Annotated in this window: 11 protein-coding genes; 4 read left to right on the top strand and 7 right to left on the bottom strand. The window is 67.5% G+C overall.

From position 1 onward, the window contains the following. The first annotated feature begins 293 nt into the window (after nucleotides 1-293). The 3 genes from E6C76_RS04795 (at nucleotide 294) to E6C76_RS04785 (ending at nucleotide 3,214) form a co-directional block, all read left to right on the top strand. The gene (locus tag E6C76_RS04795; RefSeq protein ID WP_136347129.1) at nucleotides 294-2,483 is read left to right on the top strand and encodes a putative bifunctional diguanylate cyclase/phosphodiesterase; all 2,190 of its coding nucleotides are present in this window, start codon (nucleotides 294-296) and stop codon (nucleotides 2,481-2,483) included. 148 nt (nucleotides 2,484-2,631) lie between these two features. Continuing rightward, a complete protein-coding gene (locus tag E6C76_RS04790) occupies nucleotides 2,632-2,868 on the top strand; it encodes a ribbon-helix-helix domain-containing protein (RefSeq protein ID WP_211090113.1) in 237 nt (78 codons plus the stop codon). Between the two features lie 4 nt (nucleotides 2,869-2,872). Continuing rightward, nucleotides 2,873-3,214, top strand: coding sequence for a type II toxin-antitoxin system RelE/ParE family toxin (locus E6C76_RS04785; protein WP_136347127.1), 342 nt, complete (start codon nucleotides 2,873-2,875; stop codon nucleotides 3,212-3,214). 31 nt (nucleotides 3,215-3,245) lie between these two features. On the opposite strand, the gene fhuE is transcribed toward E6C76_RS04785, so the two are convergent. The 6 genes from fhuE to E6C76_RS04755 all read right to left on the bottom strand — a co-directional run bounded on the left by fhuE (nucleotide 3,246) and on the right by E6C76_RS04755 (nucleotide 11,505). Continuing rightward, complete coding sequence (fhuE, locus tag E6C76_RS04780; RefSeq protein WP_136347126.1) at nucleotides 3,246-5,681, bottom strand: ferric-rhodotorulic acid/ferric-coprogen receptor FhuE; 2,436 nt, start codon at nucleotides 5,679-5,681, stop codon at nucleotides 3,246-3,248. A gap of 85 nt (nucleotides 5,682-5,766) precedes the next feature. Next, nucleotides 5,767-6,747, bottom strand: a complete 981-nt coding sequence (locus E6C76_RS04775) for a FecR domain-containing protein (RefSeq protein WP_136347125.1) — start codon at nucleotides 6,745-6,747, stop codon at nucleotides 5,767-5,769. Next, nucleotides 6,744-7,268 carry a sigma-70 family RNA polymerase sigma factor gene (locus E6C76_RS04770; RefSeq protein ID WP_136347124.1) on the bottom strand — a complete coding sequence of 175 codons (525 nt, stop codon included), beginning with the start codon at nucleotides 7,266-7,268 and terminating at the stop codon, nucleotides 6,744-6,746. The genes E6C76_RS04775 and E6C76_RS04770 overlap by 4 nt, the downstream gene beginning before the upstream one ends. Nucleotides 7,269-7,480: 212 nt before the next feature. Further along, nucleotides 7,481-9,919 (bottom strand): TonB-dependent siderophore receptor, encoded by a 2,439-nt coding sequence (locus E6C76_RS04765; protein WP_136347123.1) that lies wholly within the window; start codon nucleotides 9,917-9,919, stop codon nucleotides 7,481-7,483. 119 nt (nucleotides 9,920-10,038) lie between these two features. Beyond that, nucleotides 10,039-11,010 (bottom strand): FecR family protein, encoded by a 972-nt coding sequence (locus E6C76_RS04760; protein WP_136347122.1) that lies wholly within the window; start codon nucleotides 11,008-11,010, stop codon nucleotides 10,039-10,041. Nucleotides 11,011-11,016: 6 nt separating this feature from the next. Further along, on the bottom strand, nucleotides 11,017-11,505 hold the full coding sequence (locus E6C76_RS04755) for a sigma-70 family RNA polymerase sigma factor (protein ID WP_136347121.1): 489 nt from the start codon (nucleotides 11,503-11,505) through the stop codon (nucleotides 11,017-11,019). 147 nt (nucleotides 11,506-11,652) lie between these two features. Between E6C76_RS04755 and E6C76_RS04750 the strand changes: the two genes are divergently transcribed. Beyond that, the gene (locus E6C76_RS04750; RefSeq protein WP_168734243.1) at nucleotides 11,653-12,087 is read left to right on the top strand and encodes a DUF6491 family protein; all 435 of its coding nucleotides are present in this window, start codon (nucleotides 11,653-11,655) and stop codon (nucleotides 12,085-12,087) included. Between the two features lie 100 nt (nucleotides 12,088-12,187). Here E6C76_RS04750 and E6C76_RS04745 read toward each other — a convergent pair whose 3' ends face one another. Further along, nucleotides 12,188-14,656 carry a TonB-dependent siderophore receptor gene (locus tag E6C76_RS04745; protein WP_136347119.1) on the bottom strand — a complete coding sequence of 823 codons (2,469 nt, stop codon included), beginning with the start codon at nucleotides 14,654-14,656 and terminating at the stop codon, nucleotides 12,188-12,190. Nucleotides 14,657-14,778: the final 122 nt, after the last annotated feature.

Below are 14,778 nucleotides of genomic sequence, written 5' to 3'. Positions count from 1 at the left end.
GGGCTCTCCGGGGCGGTGCGGGCAATGCCTGTGCCTGGCATCACGGGTTCGATGTCTGTGCATTTAATCAATAACCGTTCTCATTTTCAAAACATTTTACGGTGGATACGCCGCAGACATGTTGTCGGCATTGTGTTGCCGTCGATCACACGTTCACGGACTGCCGGAGAAAAGGGCGGAGCCCGTGTGCCGGATTGCTCTTGATGGTGCTACATTGATCCGGAGGTGCCGGAATCCTCCCCCTTCCGCAGGAGGGGGCCGGGGCGGAGTGTTGCTGCAATAGGAGACGTCCGATGAAGTGTCCTACTGTTCCGCAAGATGAAATCGACCGCCTGCGCGCACTGGCGGACTATGGCCTCAGCGGCGATCGGCCCTTGCCGACGCTCGATCCCGTCGTGCAGATTGCCAGTCGCATGTTCGGCACCCCGGTGGCCGCGGTCAACATGATCGGCAGCGATCATGTGTTCCTTGCCGCGAGCACGGGGATCGGCGAGGTGGATCTGCGGCGCGACGTGTCTTTCTGCGCCCATGCGATCAACCAGAAGGACGTCATGGTGGTGAAGGACTCCCGGCTGGATGAGCGCTTCCATGACAATCCCCTGGTCACCGGACCTGCCAACCTGCGGTTCTACGCGGGGATTCCGCTGATGTCGCCCGACGGACATGCGCTTGGCGCCTTGTGCGTCATCGACGGGCAGCCGCGGGACTTTTCCGCCGAGGATTGCGAACGTCTGCGCGAACTCGCCAGGATGGCCGTCGATCGGCTGGAACTGCGCCGCCTGGAAATTTCCACGGAAAAGGCCAGACGGTCGTTCGACGAGTTTGCCCGCCATTCGCCGACCGCGGTGGTCTGGTTCGATGCTCAACGCCGGATCGTCGCCTGGAATCAGGCCGCCGCCGCCCTGCATGACTATGCGCTCGACGAGGGGCCGGGCAGCCTGGTGGACAGGCTGATTCCTGAAGCCGAACGGCCCCTGTTCCAGTCGCTGGTCGAGACCGCGGTCGCGGCCGGCACCTTCGATGGCGTGGCCATGCCCAAGACGGCCCACGGCCTGCGCAAGGACGGCAGCCAGTTCGACCTGGGGCTTGCGCTCTTCTGCTGGCGGGACGGCGAGCAACTGGTGTTCAACGCGCACCTGCAGGACATCTCCGCGCAAAAGCGCAAGGAAGAGGAACTGCAGCGCATGGCCAGCACCGATCTGCTCACCGGGCTTGCCAACCGGGCGCGCTTTTATCGGGCCGTGGAGGATGTGCTGACGGCGGCCAGGCCCGGCGCGGTGCTGATGTTCGACCTCGATGGTTTCAAGGACGTCAATGATGCGCTGGGGCACGCGGTGGGCGACAGCATCCTGCGCGAAGTGGCGAACCGGCTGAGCGCAGGGGCGGGGGCGGCCGGGCTGGCCGCGCGGATCGGGGGGGACGAATTCGCCGTGCTGCTGCAGGACGTCACCGACGCCAGGCAGGCGCAACAAGTCGCGGAGTCCCTGATCGGCAGCCTGTCGCAGGCCATCGCCGTCGATGGCTACGAGGTCCGGGTCACGGCCAGTTGCGGCGTCGCCGTGGCGCCGGAGCATGAGCAGGAAGCCGTGGCGCTCATCGGCAGCGCAGACCTGGCCCTGTTCCAGGCCAAACGTCTGGGCGGCGCCCAGTCCTTCGTATTCATGCAGGCACTGCGCATGGAGGCGGTCGCGCGCCATCTGTACGGGCTGGAACTGCACCGCGCGGTACAGGCGGGTGAATTCGTGCTCTTCTATCAGCCCCAGGTCCGGCTGTCCGACGGTGCGCTGATCGGGGCCGAAGCCCTCATCCGCTGGTGGCATCCGCAGCGCGGGCTGCTATCCCCGGCGGCCTTCCTGCCTGCGCTGGAACAGGGGCCGCTGGCGGCGACCATGGGGGCGTGGATACTGGATGAGGCATGCGCTCAGCTTGCCCGGTGGCGGCGGGTCGGGCTGACCGATTTCCGCATGGGCGTCAATTTGTTCGGTGCGCAGTTCCGCGTCAATGACCTGGCCTCCTATGTGGTGGACACGCTGGAGCGGCATGGGCTGCCAGCGCAGGCCCTGGAGCTGGAGATCACCGAGAACATCGTGCTGGATCACGATGATCAGGTGCTCGAATCCCTGCGCCGCCTGCGCGATTGCGGCGTCGGCGTGGCGTTTGACGATTTCGGCACGGGCTACGCCTCGCTCAGCCTGCTCAAGCGCTATCCCCTGAGCCGCATCAAGATCGACCGCTCATTCGTCCAGGGCATGCTGGAATCCCCGCAGGACCGGGCCGTCATCAATGCCGTGCTGGACATGGCGAACGTCTTCTCGCTGGAAACCATCGCCGAAGGCGTGGAGACGCCCGAGCAGCGCGCCGCGCTGATCGAGGCGGGGTGCGTACAGGGCCAGGGCTATCTGTTCGCCCGTCCGCTGCCGGCGCTGGAATTCGAGCAGGCATTCGGCATCCCGTCTCCCGCGCGGCAATCGATGCGTGCATGAAGCGGCGGCGTAGAAAAGCCCGGGCTTTTCACCGCCTTGACCATGTTCGGCGAGGCGCGACGTTGCCAGTGTATTCGTTTTTGAATATATTGAATACATCAGCAACGTCTTGAGGACTGTCGCCATGCCCCGATCCACGACTACGACCATGACTGTGCGCCTCAGCGGAACCCTGAGCGATTTCGTCGCCGCGAATGTGGGAGAACACGGCGCCTATGAGAACGTCAGCGAGTACATGCGGGACCTCATCCGCCGCGACAAGGAGCGTACCGAGCAGGAAGCGCTCGACCGATTGAAGGCGGAACTGGCCCATGCCTACGCTGCCCCGGAGTCGTCCTATCAGCCGCTGACGGCGGCCGAGGTGATCGCACGCAACCGGGCCTGACGGCATGGCCACCGTGCGCGTCCGGGTCCAGGAATCGGCGTCCTACCGGATCGACGAAATCTACCGCTATACACGCGATCGCTGGGGCGCCCAGCAGGCCGACCGCTACATCACCGGCCTGTTCGAGGCTTTCGATGGCATCGAGACCCACGCGACGCCATCACGGCCCATTCCGGCCGAGTTCGGCATCGAGGGCTACTTCTTCCGCTACGAACGGCATTTCGTCTATTGGCGCAGGTTGTCGAACGGCGACATCGGTATCGTGACGATCCTGCACGAGCGGATGCACCAGATCGAACGCTTCCGCGAAGACTTCGATCCGGGTGTCCGCCCCGTGGGAAGCTGAGGTCACGGCGAATGGCGCATCGTCCGCATGATCAGAATTTATAGCGCAACGTCGCCACGAACTCCCGGGGCGTTCCCCAGATGACCTGGCCATACCAGTTGACGGCACGCTGGTATTTCTTGTCGAAGACGTTGTTCACGTTCATCTGCAGCGACATTGCCGGGCTGAAGTCGTAGCTCGCCATCAGGCTGGCTAGCGCGTAGGCGTTCTGCTGCTGGCGCTCGCCATTCGGTCCGACGTTGTCGTAATACACCCGGCTTTGCCAGTTGGCGCCGCCGCCCAGCGTCAGCTTGTGCCATTCGCCGGGCAGGCGGTAGGTCGTGAACAGGCGCAGCAAAGTGCGTGGATGGCTGGTGTTGACGTCGTTGTCCGACGCATCCTTGGCCGAGAAGTGGGAAATGCCCAATGCCACTTGCCAGCCGGGTTTCAACTCGCCGGACAGTTCGGCCTCGAAACCTTCGGATACCGCACCCTGGGTGCCGTAGTAGGCGGTACCGTCGGTGCCCGGTATCAGATGACCGGCATCCTCCTGCGCCAGGTTGTCCTGTTCGATGCGGAACAGCGCCAGCGAGGCATTGAGCCTGCCATCCAGGAATGCGCCCTTGATCCCGGTTTCATAGGCCTTGCCCGTCACCGGGTCCAGCCAGGCGCCGTTGCGGTCACGAAAATCCTGGTAGTTGAAGATGCTCGTGTAGCTGGCATAGACCGAGTACGTGGCATTCAGGTCGTACACCAGCCCGGCATAGGGCACGAATTCGTTGGCGCTGTAATCGTATTCTCCACTGGAAGCCCAGCCAGCGCCGGCGCGGTCGTAGCGGGTGTAGCGTCCACCGACGATCAGCTTCAACGGATCGGCCAGCGACAGGCGCAGCGCACCGTAGGCCGCCGTCTGCCGGGTGTGATTGCGTTCGGACAGCTCGCGCGTGCTGTAGTCCCATCGCGGCTCGGCAACGGAGCCGAAGTCATGGATATCCAGCGGAGAACTCCAGGCCGTGCTGGAGCCGACCCAATCGAAGGCATAGCGGTGATCGACATGCGCCATGCCCACGATGGCCTCATGCTCGCGCCCCGCCAGCGTAAAGGGGCCGGACAGCCGCGCATCCACGCTGTTTTGCTTGCGGTAGCCCGGGAAGCGTCCAATGGACGGCTCATCCGCGATCAGGTCCGTATCCGGGTCGGGAAAGCCCCAGACGAACAGCCGCTGGTTGTCCACGGTGCTTTTGCTGTGCATCAGCCGCAGCTGGGCCTTCCAGCCGTTGTCGAACTGGTGGTCGAGATTGGCGAAGGCATTGCGCACCTTGGATTTTTCCCTGTTCCATTTGGGGGCCACCGAGAAGGAGCGGCTGAAACGGGCCGGCGTGCCGTCGGTGTACCACGACGGCACGCCGCCATAGGTCAGGCCTTGGGCATCGTTGTGCTGATAGCTCGCACCCACGCTCAGCGTGGTGGCGGGCGTCAGGTCGGCATCGACGACGCCGTATATCGTGCTGCGCTGGCGCTCGTAGCGGTCGAAGAAGGCTTCCTTGTCCTCATAAGCAGCAACGATCCGGCCCCGGATGCGTCCGTCCTGGGTGAGCGGCGTGGAAACATCCAGCGTGCCGCGCCGGTTGTTCCACGAGCCCAGGCTGAGCGTCGCTTCGCCCTTGAAGGTCTTGCTGTCCGCATGCTTGCGCACCAGGTTGACCGAGGCCGACGGCTCCCCGGAGCCCGCCAGCAGGCCGGTGGCGCCGCGCACGACTTCGATGCGGTCGTAGAGGATGGAGTCGAGTTCCGATTCGCCGATGGCGTAATTGCTTTTGTAGTAGGTGGAGATGCCGTCGTACTGCAGATCGGAAATGCCGAAACCTCGCGCGGCGAACACGGTGCGTTCGCTGTCCAGCTGCTGCGCGGAAACACCGGTGGTGTTCAGCAGGATGTTGCCCAGGTCTTGCAGCCCTTGGTCGTCGATGCGCTGGCGCGTGACCACGCTGACCGACTGCGGCGTCTCGCGCGGCGAAAGGTCCAGGCCGGTGGCGGCGGCGGTGGCCCGCGTGGTGTAGCTGCCGCTGCCTTCCGTGGTGCCGCTGCGGCCGGCGGTGGCGGTCACCGTGACGGGCGCCAGGGCAGTTTCGCCGGCGCTGCGGTGGCGCAGGGCATAGCTGCCATCCGCGCGCAGTACGGCTTCCAGCCCGCTGCCGGCAAGCAGGTGGGCGAGCGCGTCGCCGGTGGCGTGCGTGCCTTGCAGGCCGGGGCTCTGGAGGCCGTCGGTGATGGCGGGGTCGAAGGACAGGGCCACGCCCGCGCGGGTGGCGAAGGTGGCCAGGCTGCGGCCCAGCGGACCGGGCGGGATTTCGTAGGACTGCAGGGCGGGTTGTGCCGGGGGCGTGCCTTGCGCGAGCGCGGCGCCGCTCAGGGCCAGGCTCAGCAGGGCGGTGCCCAGGGCGCGTTGCAGCGGGGTGGGGGCTGGCTTGCGGGGGTGTGCGTACATGCGTGTTTTCCTCGGGTGGCAAACGGGCTTCAACCTGCTTGCCAGCCGACGGCGGCGGAAAGTGTCAGTACGCGGAAAATTTTTCTCAGTTGCGTGGATCGACGCTGATCCACAGGCCGCCGAGGCGGCTGCGGATGTCCAGCGGGTGGGTGCCGGCGAGCATGGCCAGCGAGCGCTCGATGGCCGCCGTGCTGCCGACCGGGAAGGCGCCGCTGATGCGCAGGGCGGCGACGGCGTCGTGGCACTGGATCACGCCGGTGCGGTAGCGCGACAGTTCGGCGACCAGTTCGCCGAGCGGCATGTCGTCGGCCAGCAGCATGCCGCGCGTCCAGGCGGTGGCGTTGTCGCCGGCGAGGGTGACGGGGCCGGGCGCGCCCGGCGCAAAGCGGAGCTGCTCCCCGGCCTGCAGCACCTGGGAGGCTGAGGTTGAGGCGAGGGTGATGCGCACCTGGCCTTCGAGCACGGCGACGCGGGTGCCGGCCTCGTCGAGGCGGACGCTGAAACGGGTGCCGATGGGGCTGGCGATGCCGTGCGGGGTGACGACGTGCAGCGGCCGGCCGGCGGTGTCGCCATGCCCGGTATGGACGAGGATCTCGCCCGCGCGCAGCAGGATGCTGCGGGCCGTGCCGCCAAAGCGCACGTCGAGGGCGGTGGCGGTGTTGAGCGTGAGCCGCGTGCCGTCTTCCAGCAGGATTTCGCGCTGCTCGCCCGCGGCGGTGCGGTAGTCCGCCCCCAGGCCCTTGCGCTCCAGCATGCGCCAGCCGTTCCAGCCGGCGGGCAGCAGGGCCAGCAGCACGGCCAGTTTGCCAGCCTTGGCCAGCAGGGCCCGGCGTCCCCGCGCGGCGGGGCGGCCGAGCGTGGGCAGGGCCAGGGCGGGGGGCAGGGCACCGAGCTTGCCGAGCAGGGCTTCGGCGCGTTCCCAGGCGCGTCTGTGTTCCGGGCTGCGCGCGCGCCATTGTTCGAAGGCGTCGCGGTCGGCGCCGCCTTCCTGGATGAGCAGCAGCCAGTCGGCGGCCTCGTCCAGCACCTCGGCGGGAATGGGAGAAGTGGGGGCCGGGCGTTTCACGAGCGCTCGGCCATGATGTCGTCGAAGTGCTGCAGGCAGTGGCGGAAGGCCTGCCGCATGTGGCGTTTGACGGTGGCGAGCGAAACGCCGAGTTCTTCGGCGATGTCCTCGTACTTGTATTCGGCCACCTGGGCGAGCAGGAAGGCGCGTTTGACGAGCGGAGGCAGGGCGTTGAGCAGGGCGTCCAGTTCGTTCAGGGCGTCGAGGATGAGGTAGCGCTCTTCCTCGGACGGCACCAGCGCCTGGGGCTGCGCGGCAAGGGCTTCCAGCCAGGCTTGTTCGAGCGACTGGCGCCGGTACCAGTTCACCAACACGCCTTTGGCGATGGTGGTGAGGTAGGCGCGGGGTTCGTCGATGCGGGGCAGGGTATCGTGCTTGAGCAGGCGCAGGAAGGTGTCCTGCGCCAAGTCGGAAGCCTGGTGGGTGCACCCCAGCCTGCGGCGCAACCAGCCCTGCAGCCAGCCGTGGTGCTCGGAATACAGCGTTGCAACGGTCTGGCCGTCGGGGGCGGTGGTACGCAAGCGGACGCTCCGGGGAATTCTGAGGCCAGCCAAGCCGCTGCCCGAAAGCCGGCTGGATTGGTCTTTTAATCAATAATGGTTCTCATTTTCCTAATGGAAGCCGGTGGAGTCAATGCGATAGGGGAATTCAGCACACAGGCATCATGCGATTGCCCTGCGCCGTCCACCGTGCGTCCCGGACGGGACGCACGGCAATGCTTGCGGGCAACGCGTCAGAAATCGTAGCGCAGGCTCGCGTTGAAGCTGCGCGGCGCGCCCCAGGTGTAGAACAGCCCCTGCGCGTTGAAGTTGGTGACCCCGGCGAAGTACTTCTTGTCCAGCGCGTTGTGGAGGTTGGCGCTGATGCTCAGCTTGGCGTCGATCTGGTAGCGCGCCATCAGGTCGACCAGCCAGTAGGCGCGCTGGCGCAGTTCGGCGTTGCCGCGCTGGACGGAGATCGTGCTCTGCCAGCGCGTGGCGGCGCCCACCGTGAGGCCGCGCAGCGCGCCGTCGGCGAACTGCCAGGTGCTGCCCAGCTTGAACTGGTGCTTGGGCGTGGCGCTGGCGCTGTCCAGGTCGCTGCTGTTCTGCACGTAGCTGCCCTGGGCCTGCCAGCCGCGCGCCAGTTCACCGGAGAGTTCCAGCTCGTAGCCGCGCCGGATGACACCCTTGACCGCCCGGTAGATGGAGTCTCCCTGGACGTTGAGGCCCACCTCTTCGGCGGTGTTGTCGGTGCGCATCCAGAAATAGCTTGCGCTGGCGTTCAGGCGCTTGTCGAAGAATTCGCCCTTGGCGCCGATTTCATAGGTCAGCCCTTCTTCCGGGTCCAGGGTGCGCTCGTTGGCGTCCTTGGCGCTCTGCGCCTGGTAGATGCTGGCGTAGCTGGCATAGACGGAGATGTCCCTGGCCACGTCCACCACCAGCCCGGCGTACGGGGTGACCACGCCCTTTTCGCGCAGGTTGGTGTTGTACCAGCTGATGTCGGTGACGTCCTTCTGCTCGTAGTCGCTGACCCGCGCGCCGAGGATCAGCTTGACCGGGTCGGCCAGTGAGAAGCGGCCGGCGGCATAGACGTAGCGGCGGTCATTGCTGAAGTAGTCGTCCGAGTAGGACGGATTGGCGGCCGGTTTCGGCACGATGCCGCCGCCCTGGCCGTAGTCGGCGCCGGGCAGCACGAGGTTGGGCAGGCCGGCGCGCAGCAGCGTGGTGCGGTGGCGGTAGGCGCCGGCGCCGAACAGCAACTGATGCTCCCGCCCGAACAGTTCGAAGGGGCCTTGCAGGTCGAGGATGAAGCTCTGGTCGCGCGATTCGATGTCCTTGTAGACGCCGTATTGGGCGGTCACCGCCGGCAGGGCGTAGCGCAGCGAGCCGATGCGCATCTTGGGCGTCTCGATGCCTTCGTGCGCCAGTTGCAGCTTGCCCGTCCAGCCGTTGGCGAAACGGTGTTCGAGACGGGCGAAGGCGTTGAGCGAATCCTGCTTGTAGCCGGCCCAGTCCGCGCCGATGTTGTAGTCGCGCGCCATGCGCGGCACGGCGTTGCCGTCGCCGTCGAAGCCCTGGATCGGCGTGGTGCCGGCGGCGCCGCGCAGTTCGCGCTGGCGCCAGGTGAGGCCGGCGCTGAGCAGGGTGTCCGGGGCCAGGTCGTATTCCAGCGTGCCGTACAGCATCGAGCTGTCGGTTTCCTTGCCGTTGAAGGTCTTGCCGTCCTTGCGCGCGGCGACCAGGCGGCCGCGCAGGCTGGCGTCGGCGTTCAGCGGGCCGCTGACGTCCGCATCGAGGCGCCAGGTATCCCAACTGCCGGCGCCGACCGTGGCGCTGGCCTGGAATTCGCGCGTCGGGCGCTTGCGGATCAGGTTGATGGTGGCGCCGTAGGCGCCGTCGCCGTTGATCAGGCCGGAGGAGCCCTTGAGCACCTCGACGCGGTCGATTTCGGCCAGATCGTCGAGGGTATGCACGATGTGGCTGTTCCACCCCCAACCGTTGGCGAAGCGGCGGTTGCCGTCGGTCTGCAGGTTGACGGCGGTGCCGCGCACGTTGAAGGTGGTCATGTCGTTCTGCCGGTCCACCGTGACGCCGGGCGTCTGTTCCAGCACGTCGGCGAGTGTCTCCAGCTTGAAGTCGTCCATGCGCTGGCGGGTCATCACGGTGACCGACTGCGGCGTCTCGCGCAGGCTCAGGGCCAGGCCGGTGGCGGTGCTGCTCGGCCCGGCGGCGGTGTAGCTGCCGCTGCCCTCGGTGATGCCGCTGCGCTCGGTCCGCGCGGAAACGGTCACCGGTGCCAGCAGAGTGGCGTTGCGCGGCCTGCGCACGCCCAGGGTGCCGCTGTCGCGCACGTCGAGCACCAGCCCGGTGCCGGAGAGCGCCTGCGAGAAAGCCTGTTCCATGGTCAGCTCGCCGCGCACCGGGGCGGCATGCAGGCCTTCCACGAGTTGCGGTTCGACCACGATGACGCGGCCGGACTGGCGGGCGATGCGGGTGAGGGTGGCATCCAGCGGACCGGCGGGCAGATCGTAGTGCTGCACGGCTGCTGGGGTGGATTGCGCGTGGGCGATGCCGATGGCCTGCGGGCCGGCGCCCAGGGCGAATGCCAGCGCGGCGGCGAGCGCGAGCGGGCGGGGCTGGAAACGGATGCGCCGCCGGGAATGCGGGGCGGCGGAACGGGAAATACGCATGGAACACTCTCCACAAGGTTGAACGTGGCCGCAGCGGGGGCCTTCAACGACCATGTGCAACGAGCGGAGAAAAGTGACAGGGGTGGGGCGTACTTTTTTTGCCTGAGGCTGAAACCGGTTCAGGCCAGTTCGATGCGCACCCAGTAATCGGTATGCCGATGGATGGCGATCGGCAGGGCCTCGGCCAGCGCGGCCAGCGTGCGTTCGCTGTCGTCCAGCGGAAAACTGCCGGTGACCCGCAGGCGCGCGGCCTGCGGGGAAAGGCGCAGGATGCCCGCGCGATAGGGGCGCAGCGCGGCCACCACTTCTTCCAGCGGGCGGTCGTGCACTTCGATGAAGCCGTCCTCCCAGGCGCTCGCGGCGCTCGGCGGAAGGGGGTCGGGGCGGATGCCGTGGCGGTCGAAGCGCGCGCTGTGGCCCTCGGCCAGTACCGCGCTGGTGCCACCCAGGCTGTCTATGCGCACCGAGGAATGCAGCACCGCCGCCAGCGTGTGGTCGTCGGCCAGGCGCACCAGGAAGCGCGTGCCCAGGGCCCGTACGCTGCCGTGCGCGCTGTGCACGATGAAGGCGCGGGCGGGGTCGCGCGCCACGTCGACGATCAGTTCGCCGCTGCGCAGCCGCAGTTCCCGTCGATCCGGGCCGAAGGCCACATCCACCGCGCTGCGCGCGTTGAGCCACAACGCGCTGCCGTCGGGCAGCGCCACCTTGCGGCGTTGTGCGGTACCGGTGGCATGGTCGGCGACCAGATAGGCGGCGGGGTAATGGCGCTGGGCGATCAACCCGCTGCCGCCCGCCAGCAGGGCCAGGCCCAGCGCCCCGCGCAGCATTTGCCGGCGTTCCGGGCGGGCGAGCAGGGCGCGCTGCGCGCCACGGCGCAGGCCGGCATCGTCCGGCACCCGAGAGAACACGCCGAGCGCCTGTTCGAGCCGCGCAGCGGCGGCATCGTGGCGCGGGTCGGCGCGCCGCCAGGCCTCGAACGCGCGGTATTCTTCCTCGCCGGCCTCGCCGGAACCCAGGCGGACCGCCCAGGCAATGGCATCCCGGACGATGGGGTCCTGCGCGGAAGCGGGAGCGGGGTGCGTGGCGTTCATGGCGAACTACACGGCCTCGTAGCAGCGCGCCAGCGCCTGGGCGATGTATTGGCGCACGCGGCTGACCGAAACGCCCAGTTCTTCGGCGATGCGCGCGTGGGTGAGCCCTTCGAGCTGGCTGAGCAGGAATGCGCGGCGCGCCTTGGGCGACAGCCCGTCGAGCAGGGCGTCGATGGCGAGCAGCGCTTCGAGCACGATGGCTCGCTCTTCCTCGGAGGGTGCGCACGCCTCGGGCAGCGTGGCCAGTTGAGCCAGCCAGGCACGCTCCAGGTCGCGCCGCCGCCAGGTTTCGAACACCAGCCGGCGGGCGATGGTGAGCAGGTAGGCGCGCGGCTCATCGGGCTGGCACGGGCGCGCCAGCAGGCTGACGAAGGTGTCCTGCGCCAGGTCGGCGGCCTGGTGCCCGCAACCCAGCTTCCTGCGCAGCCAGCCCTGCAGCCAGCCGTGGTGGTCGCGATAGAGCGCGTCGATGGAATCGGGCGCAGCGGTGCTCATGCAAATCTCCGTGATGCGCGGATTGCTGGCTGGCCCGGACGGGTTGGCTGGCTATAATTGAGAAGTTTTCTCATTCTTGCTGGTTTGCGCACGAGCGTCAAACGGCCCGTGCGCAAACCGGCGCTATCCGCTGCAAGGAGGCATGAGATGAAGCCGAGTGGTAGGACCCGTATCGACAGGCCATGGGGCGTGGCGTTGCTTTTCGCGCTGCTGTCCGCCTGCGCCTCGGTGGATAAGGCCCCGGAGCCCGAGACCGATTGGCGGCAGACGCTGGAGAAGCGCGGCTACCGGCAGGGCGAGGCGGTCCGCATGGTGCCGTCGTTCTCGCTGTCGGGGTGGAATTACATCGACGAGTACCACATCCAGGTCGACGACGGCCCCGGGCGGGATTACCTGATCACCTTCAGCATTCCGTGCCGGGAGCTGCAGTGGGTGGAGCGCATCGGCTACACCACCAGCGCGGGCACCTTCGGCGTGATGGAGCGCATCCTGGCGCGCCATGTCGGACAGCCGGTGAGTTGCCCGGTGAGCGAGCTGCACAGGCTGGAGCGGGTGGAACGGAGCAGTTCCGGCGGGTCGTAGGGCGGGTCGAGCCGGAGAGGAGCGCCGGGCGGCGGGATGAACGCCCCGCCGCCGGCGGCCTCCTGGAAAGCCGCCGGCGGGCACGAGGGCCGAAGCCCGCTCAGAACGAGTACTGGGCGCTCAGCGTGAAGTTGCGCGGCGCGCCGAAGACGTTGCCGCCGGCATCCCAGCCGATGGTCTGGTAGTAGCGCTTGTCGAACAGGTTGTGGATGTTCAGGCGGATTTCCGTCTGCTTGTCCACGCTGTAGGCGGTATGCAGGCCGACGACGGCGTAGCCGGACTGCCGGATGCGCGAGTCTTCGCTGGCCTTGATGCCGTTCTGCGCGTACAGGTTGCCGCCGACCCGCCAGCGCCTGAGCTCGCCGGGCAGGCGGTAGCTGGTGGACAGCTTGAACTGGTGGCGCGGCAGGCTGGGATTGAGCAGCCTGCCGATGTTCGAGCGCTCGGCATCCTTGGTGTATTTGGCGGCCACGTAGGTATAGCCGGCCATCAGTTGCCAGTCCGGGGTCAGCGCGCCGCTGACTTCCAGCTCGATGCCCTTGCTTTCCACCTCGCCCGACGCCCGCTGGCAGTAGCCCCAGGCACTGCCGGGGCAGGGGTTGGGGCCGGCCAGGTCGTCGGTGGCGCGGTTCTGCTGCCGGATGACGAAGGCGGCCAGGCTGGCGTTCAGGCGGCCGCCGAAATACTCGCCCTTGACGCCGACTTCGTAGTTGGTGCCGGTGATCGGGTCGAGCAGTTTGCCGCTGCTGTCGTAGCTGCCCTGCGGTTCGAAGATTTCCGTCCAGCTCGCGTAGACCGAATGGCGGTCGTCCAGGTCGTAGATCGCGCCGAGGTACGGGGTGAGTTCCTGGTTGACCTTGTAGCTCGTGTTGTTGCGGTGGTTGTCGTGCTTGTACCGGTTGATGCGCGTGCCGAGGATGACTTTCAGCGGATCTGCGATGCTCAGCCGCGTGGCCGCGTAGACGGCTTGCTGGCGGGTGGTCGTGTCGATGCCCCACAGCGTCATGTCGATGTCCGGCCTGCTCACCGCGGACGAATCCCAGTCGTAGGGATCGACCGCCGGCCCGGCCGCCGTCCAGCTGTAGGCCGCCCAGCCGCCCCAGTTGAGGTTGTCGCGGCTGCGATAGCTGGCGCCCAGCATGAGTTCATGCGTGCGGCCGAACAGCGAGAAGGGGCCATTGAGGGAGAGGTCGTAGCTGTCCTGCTCGTTGTCGAGGCGGTAGTGCTGGGTGTTCTGGCGCAGCACGCCGCCGTTGCGGTACAGGCCGGAGAACAGCATGTCCTGCTCGGGGCGCTTCCACACCGCCGCTGCCTTCATCTGCCAGTCGTTGGCGAAGCGATGGGTCAGCTCGGCGAACAGCGTCTTGTCGGTCTGTTTCCAGTAGTCGAAATCGTTGGCGAGATTGGCGGAGCGGCGCAGGCCGGAGAGGAAACTGCCGTCGGGGTTGGTCGGCAGACCGGGCAGCAGCCCGTCGTTGTCCACCTTGCGGTAGTGGAAACCGAGGGTGGCCACGGTCTCGGGCGTCAGGTCGGCTTCCAGAATGCCGTAGAGCTGGTGGTTGCGGTCGTGGGCGACGTCGTAGAACTTGTCGGAATCCTGCACGCTGGCCACCACCCGGCCGCGCAGCGTGCCGGCCTCGTTGAGCGGGCCGCCGGCATCCACCATGGCGCGATAGTTGTCCCAGCTGCCCGCGCTCAGCGTCACGCGGCCCTGGGTTTGCGCCGTCGGGCGCTTGCGCACCAGGTTGATGGCGGCGGACGGCGTGCCGGCGCCGGTGGTCAGGCCGGTGGCGCCGCGCACGACTTCGACGCGGTCGTAGATGTCCAGCGCGTCGTTGTCGGCATTGAAGGTGCCGTTGGCGCCGGCGCTGGTCGGCACGCCGTCGAGCAGCAGGTTGGCAACCGGGAAGCCGCGTGCGCTGAAGCTGCCCGAATCGCCGGTGTAATAGCCTTTCTGGATGGTCAGCCCGGTGATCTGCTGGACCGCGTCATCGAGGGTGGTGAGGTTCTGGTCGTCAATCTGCGCACGGGTCAGCACGCTCACCGATTGCGGCGTCTCGCGCGGCGAAAGCGCCATCTTGGTGGCCGTGTTCATCGCGCCGGTGGTGTACTGGCCGGAGCCTTCGGTCGTGCCGTCCTGCAGGCGCTGCGCGCTGACGGTCACGGCGGCCAGCGTGGCGGTCGGCCGTCCGCCCGCCACCTTGCGCAGCGACCATCCGTTGCCGCCTTGCGGAACGGCCTGCCAGCCACTGTCGCGCAGCAGTTGCTCGAAGCCCTCCCGCAGCGCGTAGCGTCCCTGCAGGCCCGGGCTGTGCAGCCCCTGGAGCAGCGCCGGGTCGAAGACCAGTTGCACGCCGGCCGTGGCGGCGTACTCCGCCAGGATGTCGCCCAGCGGGCCGGCGGCGATGGCGTACTGGCGCTCCGCGGCGGATTCGGCGGAGAAGGCCGGGCCGGCGGGCAGGGCGCTCAATGCGAGCGCGCCGAGGCCGGCCCGCAGGGCGGCGGCCAGCGCGGTGACCGCCAGGGGATGCCGGCGCCGGTGCGAGCGGAGGGGGATGGATCGGATCATGCTGTTTCGTCCTCTTGGTTGGATGCGGAAGGCGTGGCCCGTCGTGGAAACGGACCATTCCTCCGTGCACCGGACGAAACGGAAAAAGTGCTCATCACCGGGCGGATATTTTTTGTTCAGCG

The sequence above is a fragment of the Pseudothauera nasutitermitis genome (genome assembly GCF_004801295.1).
Taxonomy (GTDB): domain Bacteria; phylum Pseudomonadota; class Gammaproteobacteria; order Burkholderiales; family Rhodocyclaceae; genus Pseudothauera; species Pseudothauera nasutitermitis.
The sequence above is the reverse complement of the archived record's forward strand: the minus strand, read 5'-3'. Positions and strand labels throughout refer to the sequence as shown.

Bases quoted from the DNA above. Each gene is read 5' to 3' on its own strand.
- fhuE (WP_136347126.1), bottom strand. From the start codon at position 5,681: ATGTACGCACACCCCCGCAAGCCAGCCCCCACCCCGCTGCAACGCGCC.
- E6C76_RS04745 (WP_136347119.1), bottom strand. From the start codon at position 14,656: ATGATCCGATCCATCCCCCTCCGCTCGCACCGGCGCCGGCATCCCCTG.
- E6C76_RS04755 (WP_136347121.1), bottom strand. From the start codon at position 11,505: ATGAGCACCGCTGCGCCCGATTCCATCGACGCGCTCTATCGCGACCAC.
- E6C76_RS04750 (WP_168734243.1), top strand. From the start codon at position 11,653: ATGAAGCCGAGTGGTAGGACCCGTATCGACAGGCCATGGGGCGTGGCG.
- E6C76_RS04790 (WP_211090113.1), top strand. From the start codon at position 2,632: ATGACTGTGCGCCTCAGCGGAACCCTGAGCGATTTCGTCGCCGCGAAT.
- E6C76_RS04765 (WP_136347123.1), bottom strand. From the start codon at position 9,919: ATGCGTATTTCCCGTTCCGCCGCCCCGCATTCCCGGCGGCGCATCCGT.
- E6C76_RS04760 (WP_136347122.1), bottom strand. From the start codon at position 11,010: ATGAACGCCACGCACCCCGCTCCCGCTTCCGCGCAGGACCCCATCGTC.
- E6C76_RS04795 (WP_136347129.1), top strand. From the start codon at position 294: ATGAAGTGTCCTACTGTTCCGCAAGATGAAATCGACCGCCTGCGCGCA.
- E6C76_RS04785 (WP_136347127.1), top strand. From the start codon at position 2,873: ATGGCCACCGTGCGCGTCCGGGTCCAGGAATCGGCGTCCTACCGGATC.